Origin of the sequence: Streptomyces sp. NPDC048603 (assembly GCF_043199475.1) — a bacterium.
Taxonomy (GTDB): Bacteria; Actinomycetota; Actinomycetes; order Streptomycetales; family Streptomycetaceae; genus Streptomyces.
Window position 1 is genome coordinate 40,623 of sequence record NZ_JBICVY010000017.1, and the last position, 15,441, is coordinate 56,063.

General features: G+C 73.0%; 13 protein-coding genes. 7 read left to right on the top strand and 6 right to left on the bottom strand.

Translation table 11 applies throughout. From position 1 onward, the window contains the following. The first annotated feature begins 43 nt into the window (after positions 1–43). On the top strand, positions 44–3,118 hold the full coding sequence (locus tag ACGFQ9_RS33050; protein WP_393579028.1) for an NACHT domain-containing protein: 3,075 nt from the start codon (positions 44–46) through the stop codon (positions 3,116–3,118). A 22-nt stretch (positions 3,119–3,140) separates the two neighbouring features. Here the strand turns inward: ACGFQ9_RS33050 and ACGFQ9_RS33055 are convergent, their stop codons facing one another. Genes ACGFQ9_RS33055 through ACGFQ9_RS33070 form a run of 4 tightly spaced genes read right to left on the bottom strand, consistent with a single transcriptional unit; the run spans position 3,141 to position 7,404 of the window. Beyond that, the gene (locus tag ACGFQ9_RS33055) at positions 3,141–4,385 is read right to left on the bottom strand and encodes an amidohydrolase family protein (RefSeq protein ID WP_393579030.1); all 1,245 of its coding nucleotides are present in this window, start codon (positions 4,383–4,385) and stop codon (positions 3,141–3,143) included. Next, positions 4,382–5,710, bottom strand: a complete 1,329-nt coding sequence (locus tag ACGFQ9_RS33060; RefSeq protein ID WP_393579032.1) for an amidohydrolase family protein — start codon at positions 5,708–5,710, stop codon at positions 4,382–4,384. The genes ACGFQ9_RS33055 and ACGFQ9_RS33060 overlap by 4 nt, the downstream gene beginning before the upstream one ends. A gap of 10 nt (positions 5,711–5,720) precedes the next feature. Next, a complete protein-coding gene (locus ACGFQ9_RS33065; RefSeq protein WP_393579034.1) occupies positions 5,721–6,605 on the bottom strand; it encodes an SDR family NAD(P)-dependent oxidoreductase in 885 nt (294 codons plus the stop codon). Between the two features lies 1 nt (position 6,606). Beyond that, positions 6,607–7,404 (bottom strand): acetoacetate decarboxylase family protein, encoded by a 798-nt coding sequence (locus ACGFQ9_RS33070; protein ID WP_393579035.1) that lies wholly within the window; start codon positions 7,402–7,404, stop codon positions 6,607–6,609. 113 nt (positions 7,405–7,517) lie between these two features. On the opposite strand from ACGFQ9_RS33070, the gene ACGFQ9_RS33075 reads away from it, so the two are divergent. The 6 genes from ACGFQ9_RS33075 to ACGFQ9_RS33100 all read left to right on the top strand — a co-directional run bounded on the left by ACGFQ9_RS33075 (position 7,518) and on the right by ACGFQ9_RS33100 (position 13,944). Then, positions 7,518–8,144: a TetR/AcrR family transcriptional regulator gene (locus tag ACGFQ9_RS33075; RefSeq protein WP_393579036.1), complete on the top strand. Its 627-nt coding sequence runs from the start codon at positions 7,518–7,520 to the stop codon at positions 8,142–8,144. A 167-nt stretch (positions 8,145–8,311) separates the two neighbouring features. Next, a complete protein-coding gene (locus ACGFQ9_RS33080) occupies positions 8,312–11,044 on the top strand; it encodes an MXAN_6230/SCO0854 family RING domain-containing protein (RefSeq protein ID WP_393579037.1) in 2,733 nt (910 codons plus the stop codon). Beyond that, entirely contained in the window at positions 11,041–12,024 is a 984-nt protein-coding gene (locus ACGFQ9_RS33085; protein ID WP_393579039.1) for a DEDDh family exonuclease, read from the top strand. The genes ACGFQ9_RS33080 and ACGFQ9_RS33085 overlap by 4 nt, the downstream gene beginning before the upstream one ends. 63 nt (positions 12,025–12,087) lie before the next feature. Beyond that, complete coding sequence (locus tag ACGFQ9_RS33090) at positions 12,088–12,321, top strand: hypothetical protein (protein WP_365112359.1); 234 nt, start codon at positions 12,088–12,090, stop codon at positions 12,319–12,321. A 69-nt stretch (positions 12,322–12,390) separates the two neighbouring features. Further along, entirely contained in the window at positions 12,391–13,185 is a 795-nt protein-coding gene (locus tag ACGFQ9_RS33095; protein ID WP_393579041.1) for an SURF1 family protein, read from the top strand. A 3-nt stretch (positions 13,186–13,188) separates the two neighbouring features. Next, on the top strand, positions 13,189–13,944 hold the full coding sequence (locus tag ACGFQ9_RS33100; protein ID WP_393579042.1) for an SDR family oxidoreductase: 756 nt from the start codon (positions 13,189–13,191) through the stop codon (positions 13,942–13,944). A 75-nt stretch (positions 13,945–14,019) separates the two neighbouring features. Here the strand turns inward: ACGFQ9_RS33100 and ACGFQ9_RS33105 are convergent, their stop codons facing one another. Together ACGFQ9_RS33105 and ACGFQ9_RS33110 are read right to left on the bottom strand one after the other, a co-directional pair. Next, on the bottom strand, positions 14,020–14,799 hold the full coding sequence (locus tag ACGFQ9_RS33105) for an enoyl-CoA hydratase/isomerase family protein (RefSeq protein WP_393579044.1): 780 nt from the start codon (positions 14,797–14,799) through the stop codon (positions 14,020–14,022). Positions 14,800–14,927: 128 nt separating this feature from the next. Beyond that, the gene (locus ACGFQ9_RS33110) at positions 14,928–15,149 is read right to left on the bottom strand and encodes a helix-turn-helix domain-containing protein (protein WP_018518904.1); all 222 of its coding nucleotides are present in this window, start codon (positions 15,147–15,149) and stop codon (positions 14,928–14,930) included. Positions 15,150–15,441 lie beyond the last annotated feature (292 nt).

The window sequence follows — 15,441 nt, forward strand, 5'->3', positions numbered from 1 at the left end:
ATCAGTATCCGTGCGGGTTACCGCGGGTACAAGGGGAGGGCGCATGACGGGTATCGAGACGGCGGTCCTACGGGCCGCGGGAGCGGCGGCGACGGCCTTCGCGCGGGCGAAACTGGGCCGCGCCCCGGGCGCGGGCCTGACGGCCGATCCGGCACGGCCCGCCCCGCCGTGGCGGCGCCCGGCCGCGCTGGGCGAGCAAGAGCTGCGCCGCCTCGCCGCGGCACTGGCGGACCGGCTGGGCGGGGCGGCGGCGCGGCTGCCGGAGCACGAGCGCCTCGCGGCACTGGACGCGGCGGCCGACGCCTTCGCCGGGCTGGGCCCGGTGGACGCCGACGCCCTCTTCGCGGCGGACCTGGACCCGGCGGCCCTGGCGGCCGGCCTGCCGGTCCCCGCCGCGGCGGGCCTGAGCGGACCGGCCGAGGCGGCCTGCCGGGACCTGATCCGGCTGTGCTGCGTGCACGCGGTGGAGTACCTGACCACGCTGCCGGGGTTCGGCGCCCGGGCCGACGTGGAGCTCGTCCGCCGCACGGGCGAGCTGGCCCGGGCGGTGGACCGGCTGGCGGACCGCGGGGACGGGGCGGCGCACGCCTTCGAGGAGCGGTACGCGGCGTACGTCGCCGAGGCGCATGGCCGACTGCAGCTCTTCGGGCTGACCACGGCCCGGGCCCGGGAGGAGTGGCCGCTGGACCTTGCGTACATCAGCCTCAGCGTGAGCGGCGAGCAGCAGCTGCTGCCGGGCGAGCCGGGGATGCACCGTACGACCGTCAAGGCGGAGCATGCGCTCGGCACCGCGGACCGGGTGCTGCTGCGGGGCCCGGCGGGCTCGGGCAAGAGCACGCTGCTGCAGTGGCTGGCGTTGAACGCGGCCGGGCAGGCGGACGGGCCGTGGAGCCGCTGCGTGCCGTTCGTGCTGCGGCTGCGGTCGTTCACCACGGCGGAGGCCCTGCCGATGCCGGAGGCCTTCCTCCGGGCCTCGGGCGTACCCCTGTCGGCCCCGGCCGGCTGGATCGAGGACCTCATGCTGAGCGGCCGGGCGCTGGTCCTGGTGGACGGCGTGGACGAGGTCCCGCAGCGGCTGCGCACCCGGACGGAGCACTGGCTCCGCTCACTGGTCTCGGCTTTCCCCGAAGCCCGGTACGTAGTTACCACCCGGCCGTCGGCGGTGCCGGAGGACTGGCTCGCCGGGCAGGGCTTCACTGCGCACTCGCTCTTGCCGATGGAGCGTGAGGACATCGGGGCGTTCATCACGCACTGGCACCGGGCTGCCCGGGCGGAGTGCCCGGGCGAGGACCTGGACGCGTACGAGGCGTCGCTCGTGGAGGCGGTCTCCGCCCGCCGCGACCTCGGCCGGCTGGCCACCAACCCCCTGATGTGCGCCCTGCTCTGCGCCCTGAACCGGGACCGGCGGATGCAGCTGCCCCGCGCCCGCAAGGAGCTGTACGACGCGGCGCTGGACATGCTGCTGGTCCGGCGGGACACGGAGCGGGAGATCGGCGGAGTCGAGGGCGTCTACCTCACCCGGGACGAACAGATTCTGCTGCTACAGCGGTTCGCCTACTGGCTGATCCGCAACGGCCAGGTGGAGGCGTCCCGCGAGGAAGCCGTCGAACTGGTGGCGGAGTGGCTGGACGCGATGCCCCAGGTGAAGGACCAGGGCGACGCGGAGCAGGTCTTCACGCACCTGCTGATCCGCAGCGGGCTGCTGCGCGAGCCGGTGAAGGGCTCGGTGGACTTCGTCCACCGCACATTCCAGGACTACCTGGGCGCGAAGGCGGCGGTGGAGTCGCGGGACTTCGGCGTCCTGGTGAAGAACGCGCACGACGACACCTGGGACGACGTGGTCCGCATGGCCGTCGGCCATGCCCGTCCGGACGAACGCACCCGCATCCTGCGGGGCTTGCTGAAGCGGGCGGACAAGGTCAAGGGCGCCCGGAACCGGCTGGTCCTGCTGGCTGCGGCCTGCCTGGAGCATGCCACAGAGCTGGATCCTGCACTCCGCTCGGGCATTCAGTCCCGCACGTCCGACCTGCTGCCGCCACGCACGCCGGAGCAGGCGGAGGAGCTGGCGAAGGCCGGGGAGCTAGTACTGGAGTTGCTGCCCGGGCCTGGCGGTCTGTCGGAAGGGGAAGCGTCAGGGTGCATGCGAACGGCCGTGGAGGTCGGCGGGCCGCGGGCGCTGCAGGTGCTCGCGCGCTTCCGTCACGACGGCCGCACATCCGCGCAGTGGGAAATCGGGCGCAGCTGGCACAAGTTCGATACCGGGGAGTACGCCGACAAGGTACTGGCCGATGCCGATCTCGGCCATGTCATGCTGCAAGTGCGCACTCCTTCGCAGATGGCTGCCCTGGCCCGGCTTCCTCACATAGGGAACCTGCAAATCAGCGACACGGAGGGAATCCCGGACTGCCTGGGTGGCCGATACCTGACGGACCTTGTGCTCATCCGCAGCGGGATGGCGGACCTCAGGGCACTGACCGTTCACGAAGGGTTGCAATACCTAGGCCTCTACAGCTGCCCAGAACTGTCCGAGCTGGGATCCCTCACGGCACTTCCCCGACTCCAGACCTTGGTGCTCAATGACCTGCGCGCAGGGCTCGATCTGTCGCCTCTGGCCGAGTTGCGCCTACTCGACTGGCTGACGGTCTCCACGCCGACCGGCGTGCAGCGCGTGTCGGAGTTACCCGCCCCGCGGACGCTCAAGGCGCTCGTGCTGGTCACATCCGAGCTCCGGCTCGACTCCCTGGAGCCCTGGTCTCAACTGGACCACCTGACCATCAAGAGGCCCGCCCTCTTGGAAGACCTGGCCGCGCTCCCGCCGCTTCCCGGGCTCCGCACCCTCAGCGTGCTGGAGCACCCGGTCTTGGATCCGGCGTCTTTGCTAGGCCAGCCCCAACTGAAGTCGCTGAGCTTCGGCGGCTGTCAGTGCCCGGAGGGCCTGGATGCGCTCCGAGAGCTCCCCGAGCTCACACAGCTGACCCTGTCCGGCCCAGGGAGCTACTACGACCTGACCCCGCTCGCCGGCCTGGACGGGCTGACCGTCGCGCTCAGCCCGAAGATCCAGGTCGAGGGCCTGGGGCGGATCCCGCCCGAGCGGATCAAGTGGCTGAGCCCCTTCTGATCCGCCCGGCGGGACCCTCAGGTCACCAGACCCGGACCGAGCCCCCCGGGGCGAACGCCGGGCTGGTGGCCTCCGGCGGCACCGCCGCCAAGGGTTCCGCGATCTCCGCCACCGTCGGGCCGTGCTTCGCCGCCAAGGCGTCGAGCAGGGCCAGGTCGAAGCCGTAGACGCGGGCCGCGTTGCCGCCGACCATGGCCGCCACCTCCTCCCGCGGGAGGCCCGCGTACGCGATGCGCAGGCCCTCGCGGGAGAACGGGGTGGTGCCCTCGTCGTGCGGGTAGTCGCTGCCCCACATGATCTTGTCGAGGCCGATCCGGTCCCGCAGCGGGACCTCGTGCGGGCGCATGAAGCTGGCGCCGACGAAGCAGTTGTCGCGCCAGACCTCGCTCGGCCCCTTGCCCATCGCGTCCGCCAGCCCCGCGCCGAACTTCGACTCGGCGGTCGCGGCCCGCGTCGCCGCGCCCACCAGGCGGCCGTGGTAGTAGTCCAGCATCTCCAGGACGCCCGGGATCCAGCCGGAGCCCTGCTCGGTCAGGACCAGCTTGAGCGCCGGGTGGCGGCGGAAGGCGCCGCCGAAGATGAGGTGCCACAGGGCACGGTGCGAGAACCACGTGGTCTCCACCATGAAGACGGCCCGCGCGGCCGGTTCGTCGCCCAGCGGCGGGGACGCCGAGCCGCCGTGGTGGTTGACCGGGACGTCGAGCTCCGCGCAGACCGCCCAGATGGGGTCGTAGGCGGCGGAGTACAGCTCGGGCACCGGCGAGCCGGGCGGGACGCCGGGCAGCAGGATGCCCCCGGTCAGGCCGGCCTCGCGGGTGCGGCGGATCTCGGCGACCGCCGCGTCCACGTCGTTGAGGAGGATCTGCGCGACCCCCGCCCGCCGGCCCGGCGCGTCCGCGCAGAACTCCGCCATCCAGCGGTTGTGCGCCTGGAGGCCGGCCCAGCGCTGCTCGTACTCCTCCCGGGTCGGCGGCTGCGCCATCAGCGAGGCCTTGGGGAAGAACGGCGGGATGGTGTTCGGGAAGACCACTTCCGCGACGATGCCGTCCGCCTCCAGTTCGGCGAGCCGCCGCGCCGAGTTCCAGTTGCGGTCCGCCGTGTCCGCGAGGAGGTCCTCGTACGGGTTGACGTACGTGGCCGCCCAGGCGTCGAAGTCGTCGTGGTGCTTCTTCTCCAGGTACGGCCGGTAGTCGAGGAGGTCGGCGCCCGCGTGGCAGTCCGCCGAGATGACCGTGTAGCGGTCCTCCGCCGTGCCGTTGCCGCTCATGCGTCCACCCCCAGGACCGGGAAGTCGTGATCGGTCAGCCAGTGCCTGCCGACCTCGCGGGAGCGGGCCCAGGACGCCTCTACGGCGGCCTGGTCGGGTGACTGGCCGAGTTCCGCCGGGGTGGGGCCGATACGGCGGGCGATGGGGGCGAGCCTCCCGGTGTCGAAGCCGAACACCTCGGCCGCTGCCAGGCCCAGCATCCGGCGGGTCTCGGCGACCGGGATGTCGTGGAAGGTGTTCCTCAGCCAGGTGCGGGTGTTGGGCCAGGTGCCCTCGGGGTGCGGGAAGTCGGAGCCCCACAGGATGTTGTCGACGCCGATCTCGTAGCGCTGGGCGAGCTCGCGCCGTTTGGTGTTGGTGGCGCAGACGAACACCTGCCGGTCCAGGTACTCGCTCGGCGGGCGCTTGAGCTCCGCGAACGGGGAGAGCTTCTTGCCGCCGTGGGCACCGAGGTAGAGGCGGTCCATGAACCACAGCTGGTTGGGCAGCCACCAGCAGCCGGACTCGGCGATCCCGAACCTCAGGCCGGGGTGCCGCTCGAAGACCCCCGACCAGAGCAGGAACCACAGCGGGCGGGCCGGCCACCAGGTGACCTCGGAGACGTAGATGCCGAGGTGGTCGCCGTACTCGTGGCGGGGCGCGGCCCCGGAGTGGGTGACGATCGGCATGGCCGTCTCCGCGGCGGCCGCCCACACCGGGTCGTAGCGCCGGTCGTGGTAGGGCGCCCGGTCCACCCACATGGAGGGGATCATCAGCGCGCCGAGCCCGGACTCCTTGGCCCGGTGGATCTCGGCGACGACCTTGTCCGGCTCCCCGGTGATGGGCAGCAGGGCCACCCCGCAGTGCCGCTCGGGATTCTGTCCGACGAACTCGGCGAGCCAGCGGTTGTGCGCCTGTGCTCCCGCCATGCCGAGCTCGGGGTCCTGGTCGCCGGAGAGGCCCAGGCCCACCCCGAACGGGGCGGCGGTCTGGCTGTCGACGGCGTCCGCGTCGGGGAAGACGACCTCGGCGGCCACCCCGTCGCCGTCCAGTTCCTTGAGTCGCTGCGCGGTGTCCCAGCCGCCCTTGAGGCCCTCTTCGTTGTCGTGGAACCACTTGGCGGCGAAGGCCTCGTTGCGGATGCCCAGCCGGGTCGCCTCTTCGCGCCGGGCGTCCCGCTCGCCGAGGAACTCGTCGAAGGCGGCGTGGAAACGGGAGTCGAGGTAGGGGCGGTACCGCTCGGTGGGCAGGCCCGCGTGGCAGTCGGAGGAGATGATCAGGTACGGGTCTTCGTACGTGGCCTCGTGCGTGTCTTCGTACGTGTCTTCGTGCGTCTCGTCAGGCATGGCAGGCCCCTCAGTCGAGGATGAAGCTCTCCAGGTAGGCGGGGTTGGAGCGGTCGAGCATGGACTGCGACCGGGCGCGGATCTGCCGGTCGCTGTGCTCGCTGGCCGGCAGCATCCAGAAGCGGTCGGCGCGGATGCCCTCGACCACGTGCTCGGCGACCTCCTCGACCGGGGTGAAGAGCACCTCGTGCCCGGCCTGCTTCATCGCCGCCTCGTACTGGTCGAGGGTGCGGTACGGGGTCCTGCGCGGGCGCTGCTTGGCGTAGCGGTCGGGCCGGTTGCGGTGCGACTCCCACAGGCCGGTGCGCAGCATGTGCGGGCCGGGGAAGAGGACGCCGGCGCCGATGGCCGCGCCCTCGGCCTTGAGGTGGGCGTACAGGGACTCGGTCATGGTGACCACGGCCGATTTGGTGACGGCGTACACGGAGGCGGTGGGCAGCGGGGCGATGCCGCCGTCGCCGGAGGAGGTGTTGACGACGTGGCCGGGGGCGCCGCCCTCGATCATGCGGGGGACGAACGCCTGGATGCCGTGGAAGACGCCCCACACGTTGACGGCGAAGGCCCACTTCCAGTCGTTGGGTTCGTGCTCCCACATCCGGCCCTCGGCTCCGGAGCCGACCCCTGCGTTGTTGCACAGCACGTGGACGGCGCCGAAGGCCTCGTACGCGGCGTCGGCGAGGGCCATCACGCTGTCGCGTTCGGAAACGTCGACGGTGCGGGCGAGGACCTCGGCGCCGTCCGCGGAGAGTTCGCCGGCGGCCTTGGCGAGGGCACCCTCCTCGACGTCGGCGAGGACGACGCGCAGGCCCTCGGCGGCGAAGCGGCGGGCCATGGCGAGGCCGATGCCGCTCGCCGCGCCGGTGACGACGGCCACCTGTCCGGGTTCGAGCCGCATGTCACACGCTCCCCTCGGGCGGGCCGTCAAAGGCCTGTTGCGGGTCGTCGTAGCGCTGGTGGACGTACGGGAGGAGGGCCTGGGCGCTGACGCGTTCGACGACGCGGCCCTTCTGGTCGGTGGTCTTCTCGCCGATGGTGATCTCGACGAGGCGGCGCACCGGGAGGTCGGCGACCGGGTCGTACATGGATTCGCGGAGGACCACGTCGCCGGTGATCCGCTCCAGTTTGCGGACCTTCTCGTTACGGGTGCAGTGCACCAGGACGGGGTCGCCGTCGAAGCCCGAACCGTCCACGGCGGGCAGGAACTTGAAGTAGAAGTCGGTCTTCCGCACGGGCTCCGGGAGCGGGAGCTCCCGGTCGACGGCGCCGCGGACCTCCACGAAGGCGATGCCGTGCCGGGCGAGGGCGGCGCTGACGGTGAGGCCCTGGCGTTCGACGGTGACCTCGCCGAGCTTCTTCGGTTCGCCGAACACCTCGCGGCCTCCGGTCAGTGCCCGCTCGTGGGTCATCGGCATGACCAGCGGGTACCAGCCGTCCACTCCCCCGTGGTGGGCGGCGACGGCGACCGAGCCGGCGCCGAGCGGATAGCCGGGCAGGTCGACCTTGCTGATGTTGACGCGGACCAGGGGCTGCCCGGTGGGCTTGAGCGGTGGCGGGAGGACGGCCGCCACCACGTCGGGGTCGGTCTCCCAGACCGCGACCACGCCCGTGGACCAGATGTCGGGGAGGGAGGAGCTCTTCTCGCGCGAGGCCGCCGTCTCGGCTTCGGTCCGCGCGCCGTACCGTACGCGTGCCATGGGTGGACCACCCTTCGTCGTCGGTTCTGTAACACAGTTACACCGACAGCCGATGAGGGGTAAAGAGGGCTGCATGGACAAGAACTGACGGATCAACAGATTGGTGGGGGGCGATGACGAGGGGTGCACTGACCCGCGAGGAGATCCTCGACGCGGCCGCCGGCCTGGTCCGGCAGCACGGACCCGGGGCGCTGACCATGCGCAAGCTGGCCGCCGGCCTCGGCACGGCGGTGACCTCCATCTACTGGCACGTGGGCAACCGCGAGCAGCTGCTGGACGCCCTCGTGGAGCGGACCGTACGGGAGATGGGCGCGGTCCGCCCGGCCGGCCGCACCCCCGCCGACCGGATCGTCTCGGTGGCCCGTGGCCTGCGCCGCGAGCTGCGCGCCCGTCCGCACCTGATCGCGATGGTCCACGAGCGCGGCCTTACCGAGCGGATGTTCCTCCCGGCCCAGCAGGCCCTGGTGCACGAGGTGCACGCGGCCGGGCTGCGCGGGGCGCGGGCGGCGGACACCGTGCGCGCCGTCCAGTTCCAGATCGTCGGCTTCGTCCTGGTGGAGCGGAACCGGGAGCGCTCCCCCGCCCAGTACCCGGCCGAGGGCGAGGTGTGGGACCCGGCCGCCGTGCCCGGCGACCCGGCCCTGTCCCGGGCCCTGTCCCGCCCGGCCGACCCGGAGCGGATCTTCCTGCTGTCCGTGCGCGCCCTCGTGTCGGCCCTGCTCGCGGACCCCGGCAGATAGCCCGGACCAGCGGATATTCGGGTTGCCCGGGGCCGTGCCGCCGTGATGGGATCAGGAGGACGGGGGCGGCTCCCCGGCGTGCATCCTTCTCACTCCTTTTGGTTGAAAAAGAATCCCGCGCGCCGACTCTCCGCCCCCGTTTTCGCTTGCGGAGGGGAATCACAGCTGTGTCTGCCATCGAGTCCGTCCTGCTGCGCCGGCTGCAGAAGGTCTACGTCGACCAGCCGCCGGCCGCCGCCTCGCCGGGCCGCGAGGGCGTGCGGCCCCTGGAGGGCGAACTCCTGGAGCGCGGCCATGCCCTGAGCCCGGAACTCCACGCCGCGCTCGGCGCGCTCGCGCCGACCGACCTCGCCGAGGAGCGGCTGCGGCTGCTGGCCCTGGTGGACGGGCTGATGGGCTCCGACCGCGTACACAGGCCGCTCTTCCGCCGCTTCCCCTTCTCGATCCCGCGCGACACGGAACGCTGGTACGTCGACCGGGTCTTCGCCCTGCTGCTCCAGGCGCCCGCGCAGCCGTGCGTGCTGTGCGGAGAGACCGGCACGGTCCACCCCGTCGCCCCCTGCGCCCACCTCGTCTGCCGTGCCTGCTGGGACGGCGCCGACTACACCGGCTGCCCTGTCTGCCACCGGCGCGTCGACCCCGCCGACCCCTTCCTGCGTCCGGACGACCGCGCCACCCGCAAGGCCAGGGCCAAGGACAAGGCCGGGGACAGGGCGGGGAACACGTCCGGGGACAGGGCCGGGAACACGGCCGGGGGCGGTCTGCCCGCGGGCCCGCTGCGGCTGCTCCGGCTCGGCACCGACCTGCCGGCCGACTGCGCGCGGGTGGTCTCCTCGCTGCTCGCCCGGCAGACCCCGCTCTCGCCCGAGGACCGGGATGATCTGGCCCTGCTGCTCCACCGGGCCCCGGCCGCGCTGGACTGGCTGCCCACGGAGATTCCCGTGAGGGAGACCAAGGCGCTCGTACTCGGCACCCTGCTGGCCGGGTGGCGGACCCAGGACGCCGCGCGGCCACTGCTCGCCTCACGGCTGACCACCGCCACCGATGTACTGCGGCTGCTCGCCGTGGTGTCCGGCGGGGACGCCGGGCTGCTGCCGCTGCCGCGGTTCACGGGGATCGGCCGGCCGCTGCGCCGGGAACTGCTCGGCGTGCTCGACGCGTTGCCCGCGCAGCACCTCGTAGAGGACCTGCTGCGGCATCCGACGGCGTGGAAGCGGGCGGCCGAGGTCCTGCACCCCTTCGAGCGGTACGCACGGCACCCGCGGGCCGCGCTGGCCTTCGCCGTCCTGCGCGACACGAAGGTGACACCCGCCACCCCCTTCGGGGCCGCGCTGGTGGATGCCGCCACCGCGCATCCGGACGCGGTGCGCCTGCACGGCGACCGGATCCGGCCCGCCACCTGGGCCGGACGGCTGGAGCAGGCCCTCTCCGAGCGACGCCTCGGCGAGGCCTGCGCGCTGGCCGGGCAGCGCCCCGGCGAGCTGGTGCGCCGCCTCGACCACCTGCTCCGCCTGCACGGGGCGGACCCGCTCGTCCCCGAGCTGGAGAAGGCGCTGGCCCGCGGCCTGCCCGCGGTGGGCGCCGGTCCGCTGCTGTCCGCGCTCGGCGCCCTGCGGGTGCGCGGCGAGGACCGCACCGGTTCCCGCCGGGTGTTCTTCCCGCGCGGCCGGGTCGCCTCCGCCCTGTCGGTGGCCGAAGAGCGCCCGCCGCTGCCCGCTCCGCTCGTCGCCTCCGTCGTGGCGCTGCTGGAGGGCGAGGTACTGCGCCGGTTCGCGGACACCGACGGCGAACCGTACGACCTGGCCGTCCTCGAACGGGGGCTGGCGGAGCTCACCGTGCCCTTCGCCGAGCGCACCGCCGCCAAGGCCCTGGTGGCCGTGGGCCGGGGCAGCACGCAGGCCCTGCCCGAGGGCGAGGTGCTGCGGCTGTTCCTGCACTGGACGGAGCCCGCGGGCACCCGCACCGACCTCGACCTCTCGGTCGCCTTCTTCGACGGCGACTGGAACTTCACCGGCCTGTGCGACTACACCGAGCTCACCCACGGCCCGGACGGTGCGGCGGCCGTGCACTCGGGCGACCTCACCTCGGCGCCGGCACCCGACGGGGCCACCGAGTACGTGGACCTGGACCTGGCCGCACTCGCGCGGCACGGTGACGCCTTCGCCGTCCCCCTGGTGTTCAGCTACAACAACGTGCCCTTCGACGAGCTGCCCGACGCCTTCGCGGGCTTCATTGCCCTGCCCGCGGACGGCCCGCGCGACAGCTCCTACGATCCGCGCACCGTGCGACAGCGCTTCGACCTGGCGGGTGACTCGCGGGTGTGCATGCCGATGGTCGTGGACCTGGGGGCCCGGCGCGCCCTGTGGGCCGACGTCCACCTTCCGCCCGCCGCCGGGTTCCAGAGCGTGCGGTCGCACGGCAGCCGGCTGGGCGCGGTCGCTTCCGACCTGTGGGCGCACTTCGGCTCCGGGACCCGGGCCACCCTCTGGGACCTGACCGTGTGGCGTGCGGCGGCCCGCTCCCGCGAGGTGACCGTCCTGCGCCGGACCACCGAGCCGGGGATGTTCGACGAGCTGTGGCTGCACCGCCGCCGCCCGGACGAGGACGTGGCGGCCTTCGCCGCCAGGATCGGTGCGCTCGCCGATCCGGAGGAACGGTGGGCGCACCGGGACGCCGACGCGGCGGTCGCCGAAGCGGCCGCCGGCAAGCGGGTGTTCCTCGCCCTGGTGCACCCCGGGGTGGCCCCCCGGGCGGCTTCGGGGACGGCGTACCGGCTGTTTCCGGGGACCGCCGAACTGCCCGGGTCCATCGACCTGGTGAGCGCCGGGGAACTGGTGGCGGAGCTGGGCGGGGAGGACAACGGGGCAACGGCTGTCGGTCCGGGCCCGTATCCTCTGTGACCATGCTCGACGACCGTACGACCGCAGAGACGACGTGGCCGACCGCGTACCCGCAGGGGTACGCGGTCGTCGACGTGGAGACCACCGGACTCGCTCGCGACGACCGGATAGTGTCCGCCGCCGTCTACCGGCTCGACGCGCAGGGCAACGTGGAGGACCACTGGTACACGCTGGTCAACCCGCAGCGGGATCCGGGGCCGGTGTGGATCCACGGGCTGACGAGCGAGGTGCTGGACGGAGCCCCGCTCTTCCGGGAGATCGCCGACGAGTTCGCCGGCCGGCTCGCCGACCGCGTGCTCGTCGCGCACAACGCCATCTTCGACTGGCAGATGATCGCCCGGGAGTACGCGCGGGCCGAGTCGGCCGCGCCGGTCCGCCAGCGGCTCTGCACCATCGCCCTGTCGAAGGAGCTGAACCTGCCCCTGCCCAACCACAAGCTGGAGTCGCTCGCCGCCCACTACGGGGTGGTGCAGCAGCGTGCGCACCACGCACTCGACGACGCCCGGGTGCTGGCGGAGGCGTTCCGTCCGTCGCTGCACGCGGCCGCGCGGGACGGCGTACGGCTGCCGCTGCTGGAATGCCGGCCGCTGACGGAGTGGACGGACTCCCCGGCGGCGCCCCGGATCGGCTACCAGGCCGGGTACGCGGCGGGCCGGAACAGCTGGCGGCCCTCCCGGAAGCGGCCGCCGTGCCCGTACCCGAACCCGGGGCGGTTCACCGACGGCGGCCCGCTCAAGCAGGGCATGCGGATCGCCTTCTCGGGCGACACCTCGGTGGAACGGGAGCTGCTGGAGGACCGTGCGGTCGAGGCCGGGCTGCACGTGGCGTCGAGCGTGTCCCGGCTCACCAGCCTGCTGGTGACCAACGACCCCGACTCGGCCACCTCGAAGGTGGCCAGGGCGCAGTCCTACGGCACCCCGGTCGTCGACGAGGCCGCCTTCACCCAGCTGCTGCGGGACGTGGCTCCGGCAGACGGGTGAGCCGCGGCCGACTCGCCCGGCGCCCGCTGGCCCGCCGGGGCCCGCGGTCCCACTCTGTGGCGCATGGCACGTTGTGAGGTCTGCGGAAACGACTACGGCATGTCCTTCGAGGTGCACGCGCAGGGCGCGGTGCACGTCTTCGACTGCTTCTCCTGCGCGATCCACCGGATGGCGCCCATCTGCGAGCACTGCCGGGTCCAGATCATCGGACAGGGCGTCGAGGTCGAGGGCTCCTGGTACTGCGGGGCGCACTGCGCCCGCTCGGAAGGGAAGGTGGGCATCGTCGACCGCGTCTGACACCCGGGCGCGGGGCCGGTTCGAGACCCGCGCGCAACCGTCCCCGGCGCTGGGGGTACCGTCGGGGATGTGTACCGTTTCGTGCTGACCCGGCAGTGGGTGTGCCTCACCCTCGTCGCCCTCGTCCTCATCCCCGCGATGGTCAAGCTGGGGTTCTGGCAGTTCCACCGCCATGAGCGCCGGGTCGCACAGAACGAACTGATCGCGGCGAACCTGGACGCCGCGCCCGTCCCGGTGACACGGCTCACCTCCCCCGGGCACGAGGTCCCCCGCGCCGACTACTGGCGGGCCGTCACCGCCACCGGCACCTACGACGCCGCGCACGAGGTCGTGGTCCGGATGCGGACCAACCAGGACGACAGGGTCGGCTTCCACGTGCTGACCCCGCTGGTCCTGGCGGACGGCCGGGCCGTGCTGGTGAACCGGGGCTGGGTGGAAGGCGGCGGCGACCCGCGCGGCTACCCCCCGGTGCCGGCCCCGCCCGCCGGACAGGTCACCGTCACCGGACGGCTCAAGGCGGACGAGACCAGCGGCGGCAGCGGCATCAAGGACCGCAAGGGCCTCCCGGACCGCCAGGTCATGCTGATCAACAGCGGGCAGCAGGCACAGGCGCTGGGCCGGACGGTGCTCGGCGGGTACGTCGAGCTGACCGGGCCGGTCCCGCCGGACGGCAGCCCCGAGCCGGTGGGCGCCCCGGACCACGACTCCATCGGCGCGCACATGGCGTACGCGGTCCAGTGGTGGCTGTTCGCGGCGGGCGTGCCGGTGGGGTGGCTGGTGCTGGTGCGCCGGGAGAAGCGCGACCGGGAGGCGGCTGCCGCGCAGGCCGCCGCGGAGAGCGGAGCCGCGCCCGTTAGCGTGTAGGGCATGGATCTTGGACTGAAGGACCGTGTCTACGTCGTCACCGGGGCGACCCGGGGGCTGGGCTACGCCTCCGCACGCGAACTGACCGCCGACGGCGCGAAGGTGGTGCTGAGCGGCCGGGACCCCGAGCGTGCGGCGGAGGCCGCGGCGAAGCTCGGCCCGAACGCGGTGGGTGTCGCGGCGGACAACTCCGACCCGCAGTCGGCGCGGCGGCTGGTCGAGGCCGCGCGGAAACACTTCGGGCGGTTCGACGGCGTACTGGTGAGCGTGGGCGGCCCGGCGCCCGGCTTCGCCGCGGACAACACGGACGAGCAGTGGGCGGCGGCGTTCGAGTCGGTGTTCCTCGGAGCGGTCCGGCTGGCCCGCGAGGCCGCCGCCGAACTGGGCGACGGCGGGGTCATCGGCTTCGTGCTGTCCGGATCGGTGCACGAGCCGATCCCCGGGCTGACGATCTCGAACGGGCTGCGCCCGGGGCTGGCGGGCTTCGCGAAGTCCCTGGCGGACGAGCTGGGGCCGCGCGGCATCCGGGTGGTGGGCCTGCTGCCGGCCCGGATCGACACGGACCGCGTGCGCGAGCTGGACGCGCTGTCCGGTGACGCGGAGGCGGCCCGCGCCTCCAACGAGTCCCGCATCCCGCTGCGCCGCTACGGCACTCCGGAGGAGTTCGGCCGCACGGCGGCGTTCCTGCTCTCGCCGGCGGCGTCGTACCTGACCGGCGTCATGCTCCCGGTGGACGGCGGCTCCCGGCACGGCTTCTAGGCCGACCGGGAGCGCCGGTGCGCCGGTGCTCCGGGCGCACCGGTGCCGCGGGCGCAGCGGACCGGTCGGCGGGGCTCAGTCGGCGAGGCCCGCGAGGTCGCGCAGCCGGCGCGCCTGCGCGGCGCGTTCGGCGGTGCGCTGCTCGTCGTATCCGCGGCCGGCCGCGCCCCTGAGCAGGGCCTTGGTCTCGATCACTGCCTCGCGGGGGGCGGCCAGCAGGGCCGCGGCGAGGTCACGCACGGCGGAGTCGAGCTCGGCACCGGGCACGGCCAGGTTGGCCAGGCCGATGCGCTCGGCCTCCTCCGCGTGGACGAAGCGTCCGGTGGCGCAGATCTCCAGGGCGCGCGCGTATCCGACCAGGGCGGTCAGCGGCTGGGTGCCGCCGAGGTCGGGGACCAGGCCCAGGCTGGTCTCGCGCATGGCGAACTGCACGTCGTCGGCGACCACACGCAGGTCGCAGGCGAGCGCGAGCTGGAAGCCGGCGCCGATGGCATGGCCCTGGACGGCGGCGATGGTGACGATGTCGTTCCGCCGCCACCAGGTGAACGCCTCCTGGTACTCCGCGATGGTGGCGTCCAGCTGTTCATCGGAACCGCGCGCCAGATCGAGGAAGGACGGCTCCCCCTCGAATCCTTCGGGGGTGAATGCCTGCCGGTCGAGGCCGGCGGAGAAGGACTTGCCCTCACCGCGCAGGACGACGACCCGGACGGTGCCCGGCAGCGACCGACCGGCCTCCGTCAACGCCCGCCAGAGCGCGGGAGATTGAGCGTTTCGCTTGGCCGGATTGGTCAGCGTCACCGTGGCGATCGTGTCGTCGACGGTGAGCCGTACGCCGTCCTTGTCGAACAGATCCATCTGGGCCTCCGGGTGGTTACTGTGCAGCCTCCACTAAGTGACTGCACAGTAACCACCCAGCCGACCCAGTGGCCGACCGGGGGTCACTGGTTGCTTGTTGCCTCGGCTTTCCGCGGTCCCGGCCGGTGTCAGGCCGTGGCCGCCTTCTTGCCGCGGGTCGCACCGCCGCGGCCGCGCAGTGTGACTCCGGACTCGCTGAGCATCCGGTGCACGAACCCGTACGACCGGCCGGTTTCCTCGGCCAGCGCCCGGATGCTCGCACCGGAGTCGTACTTCTTCTTCAGGTCTGCCGCGAGCTTGTCGCGCGCGGCGCCGGTCACCCGGCTGCCCTTCTTCAGAGTCTCGGCCACCCGTGCCTCCTCATGGGAAGTGCGCTCTGGACTTCTCATGATCACCCCTCCCGGGCCTCCTGGCCACCCATTCAGCAAGGTCCGTACGTCGGCATTTCCCGCGGAGTGGACGCCCGCGCAGAACGGAATCTTCTCTTCCGCCGCATGACCTCCGTCACATTCTCCGGATGCAGGAATAAATCTCCAGGTCAGGACCTCGTCGCGGAAAACAGACGACCCCGGCCGCGCACCTGGAGGTGCCCGGCCGGGGTCCGGGGACCGCTGGCGAGGGTACGAGAGCGTCTCACTCAGA